Source organism: Streptantibioticus cattleyicolor NRRL 8057 = DSM 46488, from assembly GCF_000240165.1.
GTDB lineage: Bacteria > Actinomycetota > Actinomycetes > Streptomycetales > Streptomycetaceae > Streptantibioticus > Streptantibioticus cattleyicolor.
This window is the reverse complement of record NC_017585.1, coordinates 583,011-601,024: the sequence shown is the minus strand read 5'-3', so window position 1 is coordinate 601,024 and position 18,014 is coordinate 583,011. Positions and strand designations below refer to the sequence as shown.

The window sequence follows — 18,014 nt, the reverse complement described above, 5'->3', positions numbered from 1 at the left end:
CCATGACCCTCGGAACCGACCGCGCCGTACCGCCGCCCCCGGCCGCCGCCGGCCCGCTGATGTCACCCGCCGAGTACGGGGCCTCCCGGGCGACGCTGTGGACCGGGGCGAGCGTGCTCTTCACCGACGAGGACGGGCGGGTCCTGGTGGAGTCGGTGGACTACCGCGACGTGCGGCTGCTGCCCGGCGGCGGGGTGGACCCCGGGGAGGCCCCGTCGGCCGCCGCCCGCCGCGAGGTCCGCGAGGAACTGGGGCTGGACGCCGACGTCCGGCGCGTGCTGGCCGTCGACTGGGTGCCGGCCGGCGCCCCCGGGTACGACCCGGCGATGAACTTCCCCGGCGAGATCCTGTACGTCTTCGACGGCGGCACCCTGACCCCCGCCCGGATCCGCTCGATCGCCCTTCCCGGGCACGAGGTCACCGGCGTCCACTTCGTCGAACCCGCCCTGCTCGCCCGGCACATGGACCCGGCGGACGCCCGCCGCGCGCTGACCGCGTTGCGCGCCCGGGTCGACGGCGGCGGCCCGGCCGTGCTGGAGAACGGCCGCCCGTCGTCCCCCACCGCGCTCGACCGGCTGGAGCTGCCGCGCGCCCCGCGCGAGCCCGGCCGGCCGCTGTGGCATCCCGGGCCGGCGCCGTCGGGCGTGCCGGTCACGGAGTGCCGGGGCTGGCTGTTCGCCGGGGACGGCCGGGTGCTGCTGCTGGCCGACCCGATCTCCGGGGCGGTGACGCTGCCGGGCGGTGCCGTCGCTCCCGCCGACGGTCCGCGCGCGGCGGCCCGGGACGCCCGGGTGCGCGTCGGTGAACCGTGGTGTCTCGGTCATCTCCGGGACGACGTCCGGGGCCGGGTGGACGTACGGTTCGCCGCCGCCGTCACGTACCGCGAGCCGGCCGCGCCGGGCGGTCCGGTGCGGCTGCTGGCCACGCCGGAGCAGGCCGCCGAGATCCTCGGAACGGGCCCGGTCACGGCAGGTCAGCTCGACGCCGTCCACGCCGCACGGGCCCGGCTCGGTCTGCCCCGGGCGGAGCGGCGGCCGGTCACCGAGGCGGACGCGGAGGACCCGGACGACCGGTGAGCCGGGGCCGCCCGGAACCGGCCAAACCCCGTGCGAGTGAAGGGAATTGGTGTGGACCACTGGAGGGTCCGTTGGGTACCGTCGCTGCGCTCCGCCACCATCCGCCACCGGCCCTGGCCCGTCCATGGCCGCCGTTCAGTGCGACGAGGGCCGAACCGCCATGCAGACCGTGCACCGACGCACCACCACCGCCCTGGGCGTGCTGGCCCTCGCCGCCGCGGCGCTCACCGGGTGCTCCGGCGACGCGCGGCCGGTACCCGCCCCCGGCCATCGGTCGCCGGGCGCCCCGTCCGACCAGAACCTCACCGCCACCTTCTCCCTCGTCCCCGAACACCTCGTCATGGCACCGGGGTGGCCCTGGGTGAACCTGAACGTCACCGTCACCAACCACGGCGGCGGCGAGGCGCGGGACGTCTCCGCCGTCCTCTCCGTCGCCGGCTGCCCCTGCGTCAAGGGCGGCGGCGCCCCACGCGGGGAACTCCAGACGCTGCCCGACGGGGAGACCGCCTGGCACACCGTCCGCCACGCCGCCGAAACCGGCCACGGCACCGGCGCGACGCCGGACCAGATCCCGCGCTTCACCCTGGCGCCGGGCGGGATCAAGGTGATCTCCTACCGGCTGCGTTTCACCGCGCGGCAGCCGGCCGCCGTCGACGACGGCACCGGCGCCCTCCACTTCACCCTGCGCACCCCCGGCTCCCCGTCCGCCACCGCGCCCGCCGCCGCGCTCAGCGTGGACGTCCACGCCCGCTGACGGCGTCCCGTCGCGTACCGGTGAAGGGGGCGCGCGCCGGGCGACGTGCGACCGCTGACACCCCGCGGGTGACACCGGACCCTTCTGCGGCCGTCGTGATCCTTGGCATACTGCGCGCCACCCCCGCTCGCGGAAACGCCTTCCGGCCTGAGCAACGGGCCTGAGCAAAGGAGCCGTCATGGCCGACGTCGAGCAGCTCCCCGCCACCTCCGCCGCCACCGCGGTGGCCGCCACCGCCGACCCCGGCCCGCTCGGGCTGGCCGCCTTCGCCACCACCACCTTCGTCCTCAGCTGCGTCAACGCCGGACTGGCCGACGCCGCCGTCACCGCCACCGTGCTGCCGCTCGCCCTGTTCTACGGCGGCCTGGTCCAACTCCTCGCCGGGATGTGGGAGTTCCGCAAGGCCAACACCTTCGGGGCCACCGCGTTCAGCTCCTACGGGGCGTTCTGGCTGGCGTTCGCCGGATACGCGAAGTTCGTCGCCCCGGGGCTGCCGGCCGCCTCGGCACACCAGGCGACCGGGCTGTTCCTGCTCGCCTGGGCGGTCTTCACCGCCTACATGACGGTGGCCTCCATCAAGGTCAGCGGCGCCGTGCTCGGTGTCTTCGCCGCCCTGACCGCCACCTTCGTCCTGCTCTGCGCCGGCGACTTCGCCCAGGCGACCGGGTTGACCCGGGCCGGCGGCTGGGTCGGTCTGCTGACCGCGCTGATCGCCTGGTACGCGTCGTTCGCCGCGGTCACCAACGCGACGTGGCGGCGGGTGGTGCTGCCGACCTGGCCGCTCGCCTGACGTCACGTCAGCGGCGTGGGCGAGGTGGGAGCGAACGCCGCATCTGACGTAAAGTCAGTTTCCGGTCAACACCGTGGCCAGCCGCCGCTCGACCTCCTCGGCGGTGGCGTGGCCCCGGGCCAGTAGGCGGACGTGGTCGCCGTCGACCGCCAGCAGCGTGGGGTAGGCGTCGACGCGGAGCGCGGCGGCGCGGGCGAAGTCGGCACCGGCCGCGGCGCGGGACGCGGGGGCGGTGAAGGCGGCGACGACGCGGTCGGCGTCCAGGCCGTGCGCCTCGGCGAGGCGGCGGTAGGTGGCGGGGTCGGACAGGCTCAGCCCGTCCCGGTAGAAGGCGCCCTGCAACGCGGCGGCGAGCTCCACCGCCCGGCCGGGGGCGGCCTGCCGGAGCGCCGCCATCCCGCGCGCGGCGTCCTCGGAGTCCATCACGAACGAACCGTCGGCCACCAGCCGTTCGTAGGCGTCCCCGAAGACGGCCCCGGTCAGCTCGGCGATCTTCGCGTTGGACCCCTGGACGTAGCCGAACGCGCCGATCGGCCGGCGCCGGTCACCGGTGAACAGCCCGCCGGAGACCACCTCGACGGGCAGCTCCGGGTGGCCGGCGGCGATCCGCCGCATGGTGTCGGCGAACCCGTAGGACCAGCCGCAGTAGGCATCGAAGACATAGCTGAGTTTCATCACGGACCTCACGACGGCGCCCGAACGGCCCGGGCGGTTCGCCAGGGACAACGGTACCTGACGTGTCAGGTATTTCCCCCGCGAACGAGGTCCGCGTCACAACACGGCGCCGCTCACCTCAGCCGGGGCAACGCGTCCCGCGCCGCGTGCGAGAGCGTGCGCAGGTCCGCCATGAAGCGTTCCCGGTGGGCGGCGGGCAGCGGCTCCAGGAAGTGGCGCCGGATGTTCTCCCGGTGCACCCGGGCCGCCCGGACCGCCGTGCGCTCGCCGAGCGGGGTCAGCCGCACCAGCCGGCCCCGCCGGTCGTCCGGGTCGGCGCTCCGCGCCACCAGCCCCGCCGCCGCCATCCGGTCCACCAGCCGGGTCGCCCCGCCGGTGGTCAGCACCTGCTCGCGGGCGATCGCCGTCATCGACAGCCCCGGCTCCCCGGCCCGCCCCAGGATCAGCAGCACCTCGAACATCAGATGGCTGATCCCGCACTCCTCCTCGATCGCCCGCCCCAGGATGTACTCCAGCCGCCCGGCGGCGCCCAGCAGCCGCCCGAAGGCGACCACCAGCTCGTCGTCGGCCGCCTGCTTCGCCGTCGTGATCTCCGTCCGTCCCGCCACCGGCCCCGCACCCTTCCGTCCCGCCGAATCCGTCCACCGCCCGCCGCCGGGCCCACCGATCATCCCCCGCCCGCCGGGCCCGGCCGGACCACTTGTCGATACGATGACGTATCCGATACGTTCACGTATCCAACACCGGGCCGGGCACCACGGAAGGCCACCCCATGACGACCCCCTCCAACACCGCGCCGCGGGTGACGGCACGGCGGGCGCGGACCCGGCGGCGGCTGCTCGACGCGGCCCTCGCGGCCTTCGCCGAGGAGGGGTTCGGACGCACCACCGTGGAGCGGATCTGCGACCGGGCCGGCTACACCCGCGGCGCCTTCTACTCCAACTTCTCCTCCCTCGACGAACTCTTCCTCGCCATGTGGGAGGAACGGTCGCGGCGCATGCTGGAGGACGTCCGCGCCGCACTCGCCGGGGTGCAGGCCGCCGACCCGAGGGCGGCGCTGCGGGCCGCGCTCGACGCGCTGCCGGTGGACGACGCCTGGTACCGGGTGACCGCCGAGTTCACCGCGCACGCGCTGCGCAACCCCGGGCTGCGCCGGGTGATGGCCGCCCGGGAACGGGCCATCCAGGACACCGTGCTCCCCGTCGTGGTGGCCGCGCTGCGCCGCGCCGGACGCCGGGTCACCGACGAGGCCGCGCTCGGCCAGGCCCTGGTCGCCGTGCACGACGGCACCACCGTCCAGGTCCTCCTCGAACCCGGCGACCCCACCGCCCGGCAACGCCGCGAGGAACTCTTCCTGCGCGTGCTGAACGCCTACAGCGAGGAGCAGCCGTGACCGACCCCGCCACCCACCGCACGGCGCTCGTCACCGGCGCCTCGTCCGGGATCGGGGCCGCGGTCGCCGCGGCGCTCGCCGCACGCGGACACCGGGTCCTCGGCACCAGCCGCGACCCACGGCGTGCCCCCGCCCCGCCGCCCGGCGTGACCTACCTGCCGCTCGACCTCGCCGACGACGCCTCCGTCGAGGAGTGCGCCCGGGCGGCGGGCGCCGTCGACATCCTGGTCAACAACGCCGGGGAGAGCCAGAGCGGACCGCTGGAGGAACTGCCCCCGGCCGCCCTGCACCGCCTCTTCCAGCTCAACGTCTTCGGCGCGGTACGCCTGACCCAACTGCTGCTGCCCGGCATGCGCAGCCGGGGCTACGGGCGGGTGGTGATGATCGGCTCCATGCTGGCCAGCTTCCCGCTCGCCCACCGTTCCTCCTACGTCGCCTCCAAGGCCGCCCTGAAGGGCTTCGCCACCGCCGCGCGACGCGAACTCGCGCCCTACGGCATCGCCGTCACCACCGTGGAACCCGGCTCCGTCAACACCGGCATCAGCGACCGGCGCACCCACTACGTGGCCGACGACTCCCCGTACCGCGCCGAGTACGACACCATGCTCACCGCGCTCGACGCCAACGAGGCCGCCGGGGTGGCCGCCGCCGAGGTCGCGGCGACCGTGCTCACCGCCGTCGAGGCAGCGCGCCCCCGCCCGCTGTACGCGGTGGGCAGCAACGCACCGGTGGTCTTCGCGCTGCGCCGGCTGCTGCCGCGTACCGCCGTCGAGCGCATGGTGGCCCGCCGCCACGGGCTGGCCTGGCCGCGCCGCTGAACGCGACGGTTCAACGGGCGTCCGGCGCCGGGTCGTCGGGGCGCGCTCGTTCGACGGCCACCATCGCCGCGTCGTCCGGCAGCCGTCCGCCCGCGTAGCCGAGCAGGTCGTCGCAGAGGCGCGTCAGCAGCGCCTCCGCCCCGCCGTGCGGCCAGTGGTCGAGCCGTTCCACCAGCGGGTAGAACGCTCCGCCCCGGTCCCGGGCCTCGGTGACGCCGTCGGTGTACAGCAGCAGCACGTCCCCGACGCCCAGCGGGAACGAACACTGCGGCGGGGCGTCACCGGTCAGCCGGCCCATCCCGATCGGCGGCGCGGCCCCGGCCGACGGCAGCGTCCCCGCCGCGCCGTCCCGCAGCACCACCGGCGGCGGATGGCCGCACGTGGTCAGCCGGGCCACCGGCTCACGGTCGGGCACGTCGAGCAGGAGGGCGGTCACGAACCGTTCGTCGCGATCCGGGCCGGCCCCGGACTCCTCGGCCAGATGGCGCTCGAAGCTCTCCTCCAGCGCGGCGGCCACCTCCGGCAACCCGGCGTGCTGGTGGGCCGCCTCCCGGAAGGCACCGAGGATCACCGCCGCGTCCCCGATCGCCGGCAGCCCGCTGCCCCGCACGTCACCGATGAGCAGCCGGGTGGCGTCCTTGGTCCGGGCGACGGCGTACAGATCGCCGCCCATGTGCGCCTCGTCCTCCGCCGGCAGGTAACGGCAGGCCACCCGCAGCGGACCGATCCGCCGCGGCAGCGGACGCATCAGCACCTGCTGCACCGTCTGGAACACCGAACGCACCCGGGTGAACTCGACGGTGCGCCGGTCCTGCACCCGCCGGTAGACCACGATGATGGCGGAGACCGCGACCAACGCGGCGATCTGCGACTGGTGGTTGACGGTGCCCAGCCCGCCGTGCAGGACCCCGATGACCACCTGGGCGGCCACCGCGACCACGCCGATCACCCCGGTCAGCCGGGCCCCGGCGAACGACGCGGTGATCGCCGGCGCCACCACCAGCAGCGGGCCCAGGTGCACATCGGGCGGCGAGAGCAGGTCCACCACCGTGATCGCCGCGATGAAGACCAGCGGCAGCGCGAGCAGTGAACGTCTCCGGTACCGCCCCGGGACCCCACGCCACCACGCGTCCATAACCGCCCTCTGCCCCGGCAGACCCCGGCCACACCACGGCCCGACGGGGGCGGGTCACCGCCGCGTCAGCCCGCCTCGCCGGGGTGCCACGGCGGCCACTCCCCGGGATGGTCGGCCCAGTGGACCTGGCCGGGGTCGCCCAGGTCGATCGTGGGGTGCGCGCGCCTGGCGCGTACCTCGAACTCCTCGCGTTCCATCGGCTCCGCGGGGCCGCCGTCGATGCTCACCAGCCGGTAGCGGTGGTTCTCCGCCAGCGGTGCGATCTCGACCGGGTGCCCGGCGGCCTGCGCGGTCTTCATCCCTTTTCGCGCCATACCCCCAGGATGCGCGGTCTTCGGACGATGCGCACACGGCCTGGGGGCCCGCGGTTCCGCCCGGACGCCGGCCCCCGTACGGGGCGCTCGCCGCCGGCCACCGGTGACCCCGTGGTCGACCGATGACTTCCCCCGGCCCGGGGCTCCCCCGGACGTCACCACAACGGTCACACCATCACCGCACACCACAACGGAACCACACCGGCGCCACCGCCGTCTTCGCCGGGGAACACCAGTCCACCCCCACCCGAAGGATGAACACGCATGCCCAACCGGCGAACTCTGCTGCGTACCGGGGCCGGCCTGGCGGTCGCGGCGGCCGGGGGAGGGGCGGTCGCCGCCGCGGCGCAGCCCAGCGCCACCGCCCGGCCCCGTTCCACCGCCGTCCCGCGGCCCCGGGCCGGCGCCGACTGGACGGCACTGCAACACGGCCTCCACGGCAAGCTCATACGCCCCGGCGACGCCGACTACGACACCGCCCGCCGGTTGTACAACACGCGGTTCGACGGGTTGCGGCCCGCGGCCGTCGCGTACGTCTCCGGGGCCGGCGACATCGCCGAGTGCCTCGCCTTCGCCCGCCGGGCCAAGGTGCCGGTCTCCATCCGCAACGGCGGCCACTCCTACGCCGGTTGGTCCTCCGGGAACGGGCGGCTGGTGATCGACGTCTCCAACCTGGCCGCCATCTCGGTGTCCGGCACGGACGCCACCGTGGGCGCCGGCGCCAAGCTCATCGACGTCTACAACACCCTCGGCCGGCGCGGCCGGACCATACCCGCCGGCTCCTGCCCGACCGTGGGCGTCTCCGGGCTGACCCTCGGCGGCGGACACGGGGTGGCCGCCCGCGCGTACGGGCTCACCTGCGACAGCCTCACCGGCGCCGCCCTGGTCACCGCCGACGGCAGGACCGTCCAGGCCGACGCCCGGCACAACAGCGAACTGTTCTGGGCGCTGCGCGGCGCCGGCAACGGCAACTTCGGCGTCGTCACCGAACTGCGCTACCGCACCCACCCCGCGCCCGCGTGCGTCACCGCCTACCTCACCTGGCCGTGGTCGAAGGCGGTCGCGGCGGTCCGCGCCTGGCAGGAGTGGGGCCCGGAGCAGCCGGACGAGATCTGGTCCTCGCTCCATCTGGAGTGCGCCACCGGCGGATCGTCCACCCTGTCGGTCGCCGCCTTCTCGCTCGGCTCCTACTCCGGACTCCAGAACGCCGTCGACCGGCTCGCCGCCCGCATCGGCAGCCCGGCCCGCAGCGTCTCACTGCGCCACCACACCTACCTCGACGCGATGAACGCCTACGCCGGCTGCACCGACCGCAGCCCGGCCCAGTGCCACCTGCCCGGCCGCACCCCCGGACGCAACCCCGCCGGCCGGCTGGACCGCGAAACCTACACCGCGCGCTCCGACTTCTACGACCGCTCGCTGTCCGTGGCCGGTGCCAACACGCTGGTGGCACAGGTGGAACGGCTGCGGAAGGCCACCGGCGGCGGCGCCGGCAGCGTCGCGCTCACCGCGCTCGGCGGCGCCGTCAACCGCGTCGCGCCCACGGCGACCGCGTTCGTCCACCGCCGCTCCCGGTTCCTCGCTCAGTACCTCGCCTCCGGCCCGCTGGAGAGCGCCGCCTGGCTGCCCGGCATCCACCACGCCATGCGCCCCTACGCCTCCGGCGCCGCCTACCAGAACTACATCGACCCCACGCTCACCGACTGGCGCCGCGCCTACTACGGCCCCGCCCTGGACCGGCTCACCGCGGTCAAGCGCCAGTACGACCCGCAGCGCCTCTTCGACTTCCCGCAGGCGATCTGAGCACGGCCGCCACGACCACCCCGGCGCGGATCGGCGCCCCCGTCCCGCCGACCCGGCCCGGCGGGACCGCTCCCGGGTGCTGCGCTCGGGCCGACCTCACGCCTCCGGAAAGTGCCGGCGCAGGAAGTCGTTGCGGAACTTCCCCGCCGGGTCGAGGGCGGTCATCAGGCGGCGGAAGCGGTCGTGGTGCTCGTAGCGTTCGCGCAGCGTCTCCGGCGGGGTGACGAACACCTTGCCCCAGTGCGGACGGGGCGCGAACGGGGCCAGCGCCCGCTCGACGTGGTGCAGTGCCTGGGCCACCGCGGGGGCGTCCGGCAGCCAGGTGAAGTGGAAGGCAACCGAGTCACGCCGGTGGGCCGGGCTCAGCCACAGGTCGTCGGCGGCGACCGCGCGGACCTCGCCGATCCGCAGCACCGGCGCGAACTCCTCGCGCACCCGGTCCAGCGCGGCGAAGGCGGCCGAGGCGTCGGAACGGGCCACGAAGTACTCCGACTGCGTCTCGGCACCGCTGCTCGGTATGTGCTCCAGCCGGAAGTGCGGCAGCCGGGTGTGCCAGGGGCCCGGGACGCCACCTTGCGGGGTGCACGCCTCGGGTGCCATGCCCGGCACCGGATGGCGCGGGCCGTCGGCGAGCCGCGCACCCGGCAGACACACCGGCGCGGCGCCGTCCACCCGTTGCTTGAGCCACACCTGCTCGACGCGCTCACCCCGCCAGCGGGTGAACAGGCTGACGCTGTACGCGGCCGACAGCACCTCGTCCAGCCCGTCGCGCAACGCCGCCGTGGGCAGGCCCTCGTACACCCACTGCCGGACGTCGAAGGCGGGGACGAGACCGAGGGTGACCCGGGTGACCACACCCAGCGCGCCGAGGGCGACGACGCTGCCGGGGAAGCGCTCGTCGGAACGGTCCAGGGTGAGCAACTCGCCGTCGGCGGTGACCAGTTCCAGCGCGCGGACGGCCGCGGCGAGGGAGGGGTTGCCGACGCCCGCGCCGTGGGTGCCGGTGGCGCACGCGCCGGCCACCGAGATGTGCGGCAGCGAACCGAGGTTGTGCAGCGCGTGCCCGGACGCGTGGAGCACCCCGGTCAACTCGCCGAACCTCACCCCGGCGCCCACCGTCACCGTCCCCGCCCTCGCGTCGATCTCCACCGACTTCGGCAGCGCCGAGGTGGCCAGCAGCAGACCCGTGGTGTCGGCGAGGTCGTTGAACGAGTGACCCGTGCCCAGCACCCGTACCGTCCGGGAGGCCGCCACCAGTTCGCGGACATCGTCCACGCAGCCCGGGGCCGCGCGGCGACTGGCCCGGAACCGAATGTTCCCGGCCCAGTTGGTGACGGGCGCGGTCGGGGGTGGGGTGGTGGTCGGTGCGGCGTCTGTCCGGTTGGTGTCCGGTGCGGCGTCTATCCGGTTGGTGTCCGGTGCGGTCGGCGCCGGGGTGGTGTCCGGTGCGGTTGCCGTCGGGTTGGTGTTCGGCCTGGTCCCTGTCCGGGTGGTTGTCGGCCCGGGGTCTGTCTGGTTGGTGTCCGGTGCGGCGGTCCTCGCCGGAGTGATGTCCGGTCCGGTCGCCGTCGGGTCGGTGGTCGGTCCGGCCCCCGCCGGGATGGTGTTCGGTGCGGTCCCCGTCCGGTTGCTGTCCGATCCGGCCCCCGCCGGGTTGCTGTCCGGCCCGGTCCCCGCCCGGTTGGCTTCCGGACCCGTCTCCGCCCGGTTGGCGCCCGCCGCTTGCCTGTTGGTGCTCGGACCAGCCATCCGCCGCGCTCCCGTCCGGCCCCGAAGGGTGGCCGTCGATCGTGATGTTGGCGCTCACAATACAATGGCGCCGGGTGACCGGCCGAGCCTTCGGCGGGTGGGCCCGAGGGCGTTCTGCGTGGCCGGGGGGTCGCCGTAGGATGAGGCCGGGCGGCCGGAGGCGCCGGAACGGTCCCCGGCGGCGCGTTCGGACGGCGCCGGCAAGCTCGACGACGGGAGAGGTCGTGTCGCAGACCGCGGAAGACCCAGCGCGGCGCCGTTCCCCGACCATGGCCGACGTGGCGCGGCTGGTCGGGGTCTCGCACCAGACGGTGTCCCGGGTGCTCAGCGGTCACCCCAACGTGCGTGAGGGCACCCGGGCCGAAGTTCTGCGCGCCATCGAGGAGTTGGGCTACCGGCGCAACTCCTCGGCGCGGGCGCTGGCGACCCGGCGCACCCGTACCCTGGGCGTGGTCGCCTGCAACACCACGTTGTTCGGCCCGGCGAGCACGCTGGCCGGCCTGGAGGAGGCGGCCCGCGCCGAGGGCTACCTGGTCTCCGCCGTCTCGCTGCGGCGGCTCAGCCCCCAGGGGCTGGCCCAGGCGCTCGCGCACCTCGGCGAGTGGGGCGTGGAGGGCGTCGTCGTCATCGTCCCGCAACGCGAGGCGGTGTCCGCGCTCGCCGCACTGAGGCCGCCGTTCCCGGTGGTCACCGTGGAGGGCGGCCACGACCTGGAGATCTCCGGGGTCTCGGTCGACCAGGCGCTCGGCGCCCGGCTGGTCACCGGCCACCTGCTGGCGGCCGGCCACACCACCGTGTGGCACGTGGCCGGCCCGCCCGACTGGCTGGAGGCGGGCGCCCGTACGGCAGGGTGGCGCGCGGTGCTGGAGGAGGCCGGCGCCCCGGTGCCGGCCCCGCTGGTCGGCGACTGGACGCCGCTGTCCGGCTACCGCGCGGGGCAGGAGCTCGCCGGCCGCGTCCTGGCCGGCCCCGGTCACGGCGGCGACCCCGAGGTCACCGCGGTCTTCGTGGCCAACGACCAGATGGCCCTCGGTGTGCTGCGCGCCCTCCGCGAGGCCGGCCTCGCGGTCCCCGGCCGCGTCGCGGTGGCCGGCTTCGACGACATCCCCGAGTCGGAGTTCTTCGCCCCGCCGCTGACCACCGTCCGCCAGGACTTCACCGAGGTCGGCCGGGCCAGCATCCGCCTCCTCCTCGACCAGGTCGAAGGCGGCGCCACCGGGACCCGGCGCGTGGTGATAGACCCCCATCTGATCGTGCGGGGGAGTACGAGCACGCCGGTGTGAGCGCGGCCCGGTACGGGAGTTGCGTGCTCCGTCCGGTCCCCGGCCGCGGGTCGGCCGGGGACCGCCCCGTCGCGACGCCCGGCACGGCGCCCCGCGGCGTTGCCGCACGACTCAGCGGCCCGACCCGGCGCCACCGGATGCCGACGGGACCGGACGCCGACGGGACCGGACGCGGACCCGGGTCAACACCCTGGCCGCAACGACCACTTGGGAACCGCTGCCCGCCGGCCGGATAGCATCGGCGCGGTGAACACCACCGTCACCCTCCACGCGCCCGGCCTCCTCCTGCGACCCTGGTGCGCCGACGACACCGCCGCGCTGGTCGAGGCGTACCGGGATCCGGCGCTGCGCCGGTGGACGAGCGCGCGCCTGGAGGACGAGGCGGACGCGCTGCGTTGGGTGCGGGAGCAGGAACGCGGCTGGGCGGCGGGGGAGCGCTTCGGCTTCGCCGTCCTCAGCACGCCGCCGGGGCGGGACGCACCGGAGCTGGTCGGCAACGTGGTGCTCAAGGGCGTCGCCGCGGGCAGGCCGTCCGCCGAGGTCGGCTACTGGACGGCGGCCCGGGCGCGCGGACGCGGCGTCGCCCCCCGAGCGCTCGGCGCCCTCACCACCTGGGCCTTCGACACCTTCCGCGCCGACGGGCTCGAACGCCTGGAACTCCTCCACCAGTCGGACAACGAGGCGTCCTGCGCCGTCGCGCGCAAGAGCGGCTACGCCTTCGCCCGCACCCTCCCGGCCGCACCCCCCGACTACCCCCTCGACGGCCACCTGCACCTGCGCCGAGCTACCCCCTGACGCGTTTCCGGTCCCGTTCCGGCGATCCGCCGGACCCGCCCGGCCGGGCGGTGCGCGATCCCTTGACGCGCTCCGTGTGAGCGCTAACAATGACTGCCCAACCGGCCCCCGGCACCAGGCGGCCGTGCCCGACAGCCGTTCCGCACCGGATCGTCCGCAGCAGTACGGGAGAGCGCACGTGATCACTGACCTTCCCGCCGTGACGGTGGGCATCGACTTCGGGACGCTCTCCGGGCGTGCCGTCGTCGTCACCGTCGCGGACGGCACCGAGCTGGGCAGCGCGGTGCACGAGTACCGGCACGGCGTGGTGGACGCCGAACTCCCGGACGGCGGGCCGAAGTTGCCGCCGGACTGGGCGTTGCAGGTACCGCAGGACTGGCGGGACGTGTTGCGGCACGCGGTGCCGGAGGCGCTGGCGGCGGCCGGGGTCCGCCCCGAGCAGGTGATCGGCGTCGGCACCGACTTCACGGCCTGCACGGTGCTGCCGGTCACCGCCGACGGCACCCCGCTGTGCGAACTGCCCGCGCTGCGGCGGCGTCCGCACGCCTACCCCAAACTCTGGCGCCACCACGCGGCCCAGCCGCAGGCCGACCGGATCAACCGGCACGCCGCCCGCGAGGGCCGCCCCTGGCTCGCCCGCTACGGCGGCAGGATCTCCAGCGAGTGGGAGTACGCCAAGGCGCTCCAACTGCTGGAGGAGGACCCGGAGGTCTACGCGCTGACCGAGCGCTGGATCGAGGCGGCCGACTGGATCGTGTGGGAGCTGACCGGCGCCGAGAGCCGCAACCTGTGCACCGCCGGGTACAAGGGCATCCACCAGGACGGCCGCCGCCCGGACGCGGACTTCCTGGCCGGGCTCGACCCGGGCTTCGCCGGCTTCACCGCCAAGCTCGACCACCCCCTCTCCCCGCTCGGCGCACCGGCCGGCGCGCTCACCGCCCGCGCCGCCGCGGCCACCGGGCTGCCGCCGGGGATCCCGGTGGCGGTGGGCAACGTGGACGCCCACGTCACCAGTGCCGCCGCCCGCGCCCTCGACCCCGGCCACCTGCTGGCCATCATGGGCACCTCGACCTGCCACATCCTCAACTCCGACGTGCTCGCCGACGTTCCCGGCATGTGCGGGGTGGTCCGCGACGGAGTGGTGCCGGGGCTGTGGGGGTACGAGGCCGGGCAGAGCGGGGTGGGCGACATCTTCGCCTGGGCCGCCCGCACGGCCGTCCCCGAGTCGTACGCGGCCGAGGCGCGGGCCATGGATGTGAGCGTGCACGAGCTGCTGACCGAGAAGGCCGCCGCCCAACCCGTCGGCGCCCACGGGCTGTTGGCGCTCGACTGGCACAGCGGAAACCGCTCGGTGCTGGTCGACCACAGCCTGTCCGGGCTGATCGTCGGCCTCACCCTGGACACCCGCCCCGAGGACGTCTACCGCGCGCTGCTGGAGGCCACCGCGTTCGGCACCCGTACCGTGGTCGAGGCGTTCGAGCGGGCCGGGGTGGCGGTCACCGAGTTCACCGCGGCGGGCGGGCTGCTGCGCAATGCCTTCCTGATGCAGCTCTACAGCGACGTGCTGGAGCGCCCGGTCAACGTCATCGACTCGGCGCAGGGTCCCGCGCTGGGGTCGGCGATCCACGCCGCGGTGGCCGCCGGGGCCCACCCGGACATCCGGGCCGCCTCCGCCGCCATGGGCCGCATCAGGCGCGCGGCCTACCGGCCCGACCCCGATCGCGCCGCCGCGTACCGGGAGCTGTACCGCGAGTACCAGGCGCTCCACGACCACTTCGGCCGGGGCGGCAGCTCGGTGATGCACCGGCTGCGCGAGCTGCGCCGGGCCGCGACGGCCGGCTGAGGGTTCGCCGGAGACCGGCCGGCTGAGGGGCCGCCGGAGTCCGCCCCGGACGCCCCGGGCCCCGGCCGCCCGCCTCACGTCCCCCTCGCCCCACGCCTTCTTTGTTAGCGCTCACAACGCATACCGACCCACCCTTCCCACCCGTATCGAGAGGTCCCCGCCATGGGCACTCTTCCCGCCTCCGCCGAGGAGGCCGTCGCCCGGCTGCGCCGCGAGGTCGGCGACATCCACCAGGAACTCGTCCGCTACCGCCTCGTGGTGTGGACGGCCGGCAACGTCTCGGCCCGCGTCCCCGGACACGACCTGCTGGTGATCAAGCCCAGCGGGGTGCCGTACGAGGAGCTGTCCCCGCGCGACATGATCGTGTGCGACCTCGACGGCACGGTCGTCGACGGCGAGTTGTCACCCTCGTCGGACACCGCCGCGCACGCCTACGTCTACCGTCACATGCCGCACGTCGGCGGTGTGGTGCACACCCACTCCACGTACGCCAGCGCGTGGGCGGCCCGGGGCGAGGCGGTGCCGTGCGTGCTGACCGCGATGGCCGACGAGTTCGGGGCGGAGATCCCGGTGGGGCCGTTCGCGCTGATCGGCGACGACTCCATAGGGCGCGGCATCGTGGAGACGCTCTCCGGTCACCGTTCGCCCGCGGTGCTCATGCGCAGCCACGGTGTCTTCACCATCGGCAAGGACGCCAGGGCCGCCGTGAAGGCAGCCGTGATGTGCGAGGACGTGGCCCGCACCGTGCACATCGCGCGGCAGCTCGGCGAGCCCCGGCCGCTCGCCCAGGCCGACGTCGACCGCCTCCACGACCGCTACCAGAACGTCTACGGCCAGCCGGGCGCCGCCCGGTGAACGGAGAACACATGACAGCGCCGGACCAGCGCCCGGTCATCTGGTTCCTGACGGGTAGTCAACACCTGTACGGGGCCGACACACTGAGCCAGGTCGCCGAGCAGTCCCGGCGGATCGCCGGCGCGCTGCGGGACGCGCGGCTGCCGGCCGACGTGGTGTGGCAGCCGGTGCTCACCGACGCGGCGGAGATCCGGCGGCTGTGCCTGGCGGCCAACGCCGACGACTCCTGCGTGGGCGTGGTCGCCTGGATGCACACCTTCTCGCCGGCCAAGATGTGGATCGCCGGGCTGGACGCGCTGCGCAAGCCACTGCTCCACCTGCACACCCAGGTCAACGTCGACCTGCCGTGGTCCACCATCGACATGGACTTCATGAACCTCAACCAGGCCGCCCACGGCGACCGGGAGTTCGGCCACGTCCAGACCCGGGTCGGGGTGGCCCGCAAGACGGTGGCCGGCCACGTCGGCGACCCCCGTACCGTCGCCCGGGTCGCCGCCTGGACCCGCGCCGCGATCGGCGCCGCCGAGCTGCGTACCCTCAGGCTCGCCCGGTTCGGTGACAACATGCGCGACGTCGCCGTCACCGAGGGCGACAAGGTCGAGGCACAACTGCGCTTCGGGGTGTCGGTCAACACCTACGGTGTGGCCGACCTGGCGGCGGCGGTGGACGCGGTGCCGGACACCGAGGTGACCGCCCTCGTCGAGGAGTACCAGGACACCTACCGCGTCGCGCCCGAGCTGCGTACCGGCGGGGAACGCCACACCTCGCTGCGGTACGCCGCACGGCTGGAGGCGGGCCTGCGGATCTTCCTGGCCGAAGGCGGCTTCCGGGCGTTCACCACCAACTTCGAGGATCTCGGGGCGTTGCGCCAGTTGCCCGGGCTCGCGGTGCAGCGGCTGATGGCGGACGGGTACGGCTTCGGCGGCGAGGGGGACTGGAAGACCGCGACGCTGCTGCGCGCCCTGAAGACGATGGCCGCCCAACTGCCGGGCGGCACCTCGTTCATGGAGGACTACACCTACCACCTGCGCCCCGGCGAGGAGTTGATCCTCGGCGCCCACATGCTGGAGGTCTGCCCGTCGCTGACCGGCACCACACCGTCCTGCGAGATCCATCCGCTGGCCATCGGCGGCCGGGAGGACCCGGTGCGACTGGTCTTCGACGCCGACCCCGGACCGGGCCTGGTGGTGGGCCTGGCCGACCTCGGCGACCGCTTCCGCCTGGTCGCCAACGAGATCGAGGTGGTGGCCCCGCCCGAACCGCTGCCCAGGCTCCCGGTGGCCCGCGCGGTCTGGCGGCCCCGGCCCGACCTGCGGACCTCCACCGAGTCGTGGCTGACCGCCGGCGCGCCGCACCACACCGTGCTCACCGCCGCGCTGGGCACCGAGGAGCTGACCGACCTCGCCGACATCCTCGGCACCGAACTGCTCACCATCGACGCCACCACCACGGTGCGCGAGTTCGCCAGGGAAGTGCGCTGGAACCAGGCGTACCACCGGCTCGCCCAGGGTCTGTGAGCCACCACGGCCCCACCCCCTGTTCGCTCCGCACCACCCCACCCTCCTCGAAAGGACCAGCACCATGGCCGCAACCCCACCGCGCGTCCGCCGGACGGCCGGGCGCCTCGCCGTCGCCATGACCGCGGTCGCCGTCGCCCTCACGGCGGCCGGATGCAGCAGAACGGGGGCCGGGGGCACCCCGGCCGGGTCCGGCACCACCACCCCGGCCGCCGCCATCAAGGGCGACATCGGCTTCAACGACGCCAACCTCACCAAACTGGACGGCGCGTTGAAGGCGGCCCTGAAGGGCAAGGACCTCTCCCGGCTCAACCAGGCCATGGTGGTCAACGTGGCCACCGACTACTGGAACGCCGGCCGCGCCGGCTTCACCAAGGGCCTCGCCGACCTCGGCGTCAAGGGCACCTACCAGGCCCCCGCCAACGGCCGGCTGGACCAGCAGCTCTCCATCGTCCAGACCCTGCGCGGCCAGGGCATCACCGGGCTGAGCATCTCGGCCATCGACCCGACCGCGGTCAAGGCACCCATCGCCTCCGCCGAGCGGGCCGGCATCCCGGTGCTCGCCATCGACTCCCCGCTGCCCAAGGACGTCGGCGCCGAACTCTACCTCGGCACCCCCAACTACCAGGCCGGACAACGGGCCGGCGAGGCGATGAAGCAGGCACTGGGCGGCAAGGGCCAGGTCGTGGTGCTGGTCGGCTCGCTCACCACGTCCAACGCGGTGGAACGCATCCGCGGCTTCGAGGACGCCGTCAAGGGCAGCGGCGTCAAGGTGGTGCAGAAGCTCAGCGACGGCATGGACGCCTCCAAGGCACTCTCCAACGCGCAGACCGCCATCCAGACCAACCCCGAGGTCGCCGGGTTGTACGGGGTCTACTCCTACGACGGCCCCTCCGCCGCCCAGGCGGTGCAGGCGGCAGGCAAGACCGGCCGGATCAAGATCGTGGCCGACGACAGCGACGCCCAGACGCTGAAGTTCGTCGACTCCGGCGTCATCCAGGCCACCGTGCTCCAACAGCCCTACCAGCAGGGGTACACCGGCGCCTTCCTGCTCACCGCCTTCAAGGTGCTCGGCCGGGACGCCACCATGAAGATCGTCGCCCCCTACCTGGAGCACGACGGCACCACCCTCAGCTCCGGCGTCGGACTGGTCACCAAGGCCAACCTCGCCGACTACCGCGCCCTGCTGGCCAAGCTCGGCATCGCGGGGTGAC

At 74.6% G+C, this 18,014-nt stretch carries 17 protein-coding genes; 12 read left to right on the top strand and 5 right to left on the bottom strand.

Annotated features, from left to right (window positions below; genetic code table 11):
• Positions 1 to 2 precede the first annotated feature (2 nt).
• From SCATT_RS30250 to SCATT_RS30240, 3 genes are all read left to right on the top strand, one after another.
• Positions 3 to 1,076 (top strand): NUDIX domain-containing protein, encoded by a 1,074-nt coding sequence (locus SCATT_RS30250; protein ID WP_014151589.1) that lies wholly within the window; start codon positions 3 to 5, stop codon positions 1,074 to 1,076.
• A 160-nt stretch (positions 1,077 to 1,236) separates the two neighbouring features.
• On the top strand, positions 1,237 to 1,830 hold the full coding sequence (locus SCATT_RS30245; protein WP_014151590.1) for a hypothetical protein: 594 nt from the start codon (positions 1,237 to 1,239) through the stop codon (positions 1,828 to 1,830).
• Between the two features lie 178 nt (positions 1,831 to 2,008).
• Entirely contained in the window at positions 2,009 to 2,620 is a 612-nt protein-coding gene (locus tag SCATT_RS30240) for an acetate uptake transporter (RefSeq protein WP_014151591.1), read from the top strand.
• Between the two features lie 54 nt (positions 2,621 to 2,674).
• On the opposite strand, the gene SCATT_RS30235 is transcribed toward SCATT_RS30240, so the two are convergent.
• Both SCATT_RS30235 and SCATT_RS30230 read right to left on the bottom strand, forming a co-directional pair.
• On the bottom strand, positions 2,675 to 3,295 hold the full coding sequence (locus tag SCATT_RS30235; protein WP_014151592.1) for a DsbA family protein: 621 nt from the start codon (positions 3,293 to 3,295) through the stop codon (positions 2,675 to 2,677).
• A 113-nt stretch (positions 3,296 to 3,408) separates the two neighbouring features.
• Positions 3,409 to 3,903 (bottom strand): MarR family winged helix-turn-helix transcriptional regulator, encoded by a 495-nt coding sequence (locus SCATT_RS30230; RefSeq protein WP_014151593.1) that lies wholly within the window; start codon positions 3,901 to 3,903, stop codon positions 3,409 to 3,411.
• A 164-nt stretch (positions 3,904 to 4,067) separates the two neighbouring features.
• Between SCATT_RS30230 and SCATT_RS30225 the strand changes: the two genes are divergently transcribed.
• Both SCATT_RS30225 and SCATT_RS30220 read left to right on the top strand, forming a co-directional pair.
• The gene (locus SCATT_RS30225) at positions 4,068 to 4,688 is read left to right on the top strand and encodes a TetR/AcrR family transcriptional regulator (RefSeq protein ID WP_014151594.1); all 621 of its coding nucleotides are present in this window, start codon (positions 4,068 to 4,070) and stop codon (positions 4,686 to 4,688) included.
• Positions 4,685 to 5,506, top strand: a complete 822-nt coding sequence (locus SCATT_RS30220) for an SDR family NAD(P)-dependent oxidoreductase (protein WP_014151595.1) — start codon at positions 4,685 to 4,687, stop codon at positions 5,504 to 5,506. Before SCATT_RS30225 ends, SCATT_RS30220 begins: the two co-directional genes overlap by 4 nt.
• Positions 5,507 to 5,516: 10 nt before the next feature.
• Here the strand turns inward: SCATT_RS30220 and SCATT_RS30215 are convergent, their stop codons facing one another.
• The gene (locus SCATT_RS30215) at positions 5,517 to 6,641 is read right to left on the bottom strand and encodes a PP2C family protein-serine/threonine phosphatase (protein WP_014151596.1); all 1,125 of its coding nucleotides are present in this window, start codon (positions 6,639 to 6,641) and stop codon (positions 5,517 to 5,519) included.
• 65 nt (positions 6,642 to 6,706) lie between these two features.
• The gene (locus SCATT_RS30210) at positions 6,707 to 6,955 is read right to left on the bottom strand and encodes a hypothetical protein (RefSeq protein WP_231904928.1); all 249 of its coding nucleotides are present in this window, start codon (positions 6,953 to 6,955) and stop codon (positions 6,707 to 6,709) included.
• A gap of 264 nt (positions 6,956 to 7,219) precedes the next feature.
• On the opposite strand from SCATT_RS30210, the gene SCATT_RS30205 reads away from it, so the two are divergent.
• A complete protein-coding gene (locus tag SCATT_RS30205; protein WP_014151598.1) occupies positions 7,220 to 8,758 on the top strand; it encodes an FAD-binding oxidoreductase in 1,539 nt (512 codons plus the stop codon).
• 96 nt (positions 8,759 to 8,854) lie between these two features.
• Here the strand turns inward: SCATT_RS30205 and SCATT_RS30200 are convergent, their stop codons facing one another.
• Entirely contained in the window at positions 8,855 to 10,072 is a 1,218-nt protein-coding gene (locus SCATT_RS30200) for an FAD-binding protein (RefSeq protein WP_041824056.1), read from the bottom strand.
• Between the two features lie 659 nt (positions 10,073 to 10,731).
• Between SCATT_RS30200 and SCATT_RS30195 the strand changes: the two genes are divergently transcribed.
• The 6 genes from SCATT_RS30195 (at position 10,732) to SCATT_RS30170 (ending at position 18,013) form a co-directional block, all read left to right on the top strand.
• Positions 10,732 to 11,790 carry a LacI family DNA-binding transcriptional regulator gene (locus SCATT_RS30195; protein ID WP_014151600.1) on the top strand — a complete coding sequence of 353 codons (1,059 nt, stop codon included), beginning with the start codon at positions 10,732 to 10,734 and terminating at the stop codon, positions 11,788 to 11,790.
• Between the two features lie 246 nt (positions 11,791 to 12,036).
• Complete coding sequence (locus tag SCATT_RS30190; protein ID WP_014151601.1) at positions 12,037 to 12,585, top strand: GNAT family N-acetyltransferase; 549 nt, start codon at positions 12,037 to 12,039, stop codon at positions 12,583 to 12,585.
• 178 nt (positions 12,586 to 12,763) lie between these two features.
• The gene (gene araB / locus SCATT_RS30185; RefSeq protein ID WP_014151602.1) at positions 12,764 to 14,428 is read left to right on the top strand and encodes a ribulokinase; all 1,665 of its coding nucleotides are present in this window, start codon (positions 12,764 to 12,766) and stop codon (positions 14,426 to 14,428) included.
• Between the two features lie 162 nt (positions 14,429 to 14,590).
• Positions 14,591 to 15,283, top strand: coding sequence for an L-ribulose-5-phosphate 4-epimerase (locus tag SCATT_RS30180; RefSeq protein WP_014151603.1), 693 nt, complete (start codon positions 14,591 to 14,593; stop codon positions 15,281 to 15,283).
• Between the two features lie 11 nt (positions 15,284 to 15,294).
• Positions 15,295 to 16,800, top strand: a complete 1,506-nt coding sequence (araA, locus tag SCATT_RS30175) for an L-arabinose isomerase (protein ID WP_014151604.1) — start codon at positions 15,295 to 15,297, stop codon at positions 16,798 to 16,800.
• Between the two features lie 64 nt (positions 16,801 to 16,864).
• On the top strand, positions 16,865 to 18,013 hold the full coding sequence (locus SCATT_RS30170) for a substrate-binding domain-containing protein (RefSeq protein ID WP_014151605.1): 1,149 nt from the start codon (positions 16,865 to 16,867) through the stop codon (positions 18,011 to 18,013).
• Position 18,014 lies beyond the last annotated feature (1 nt).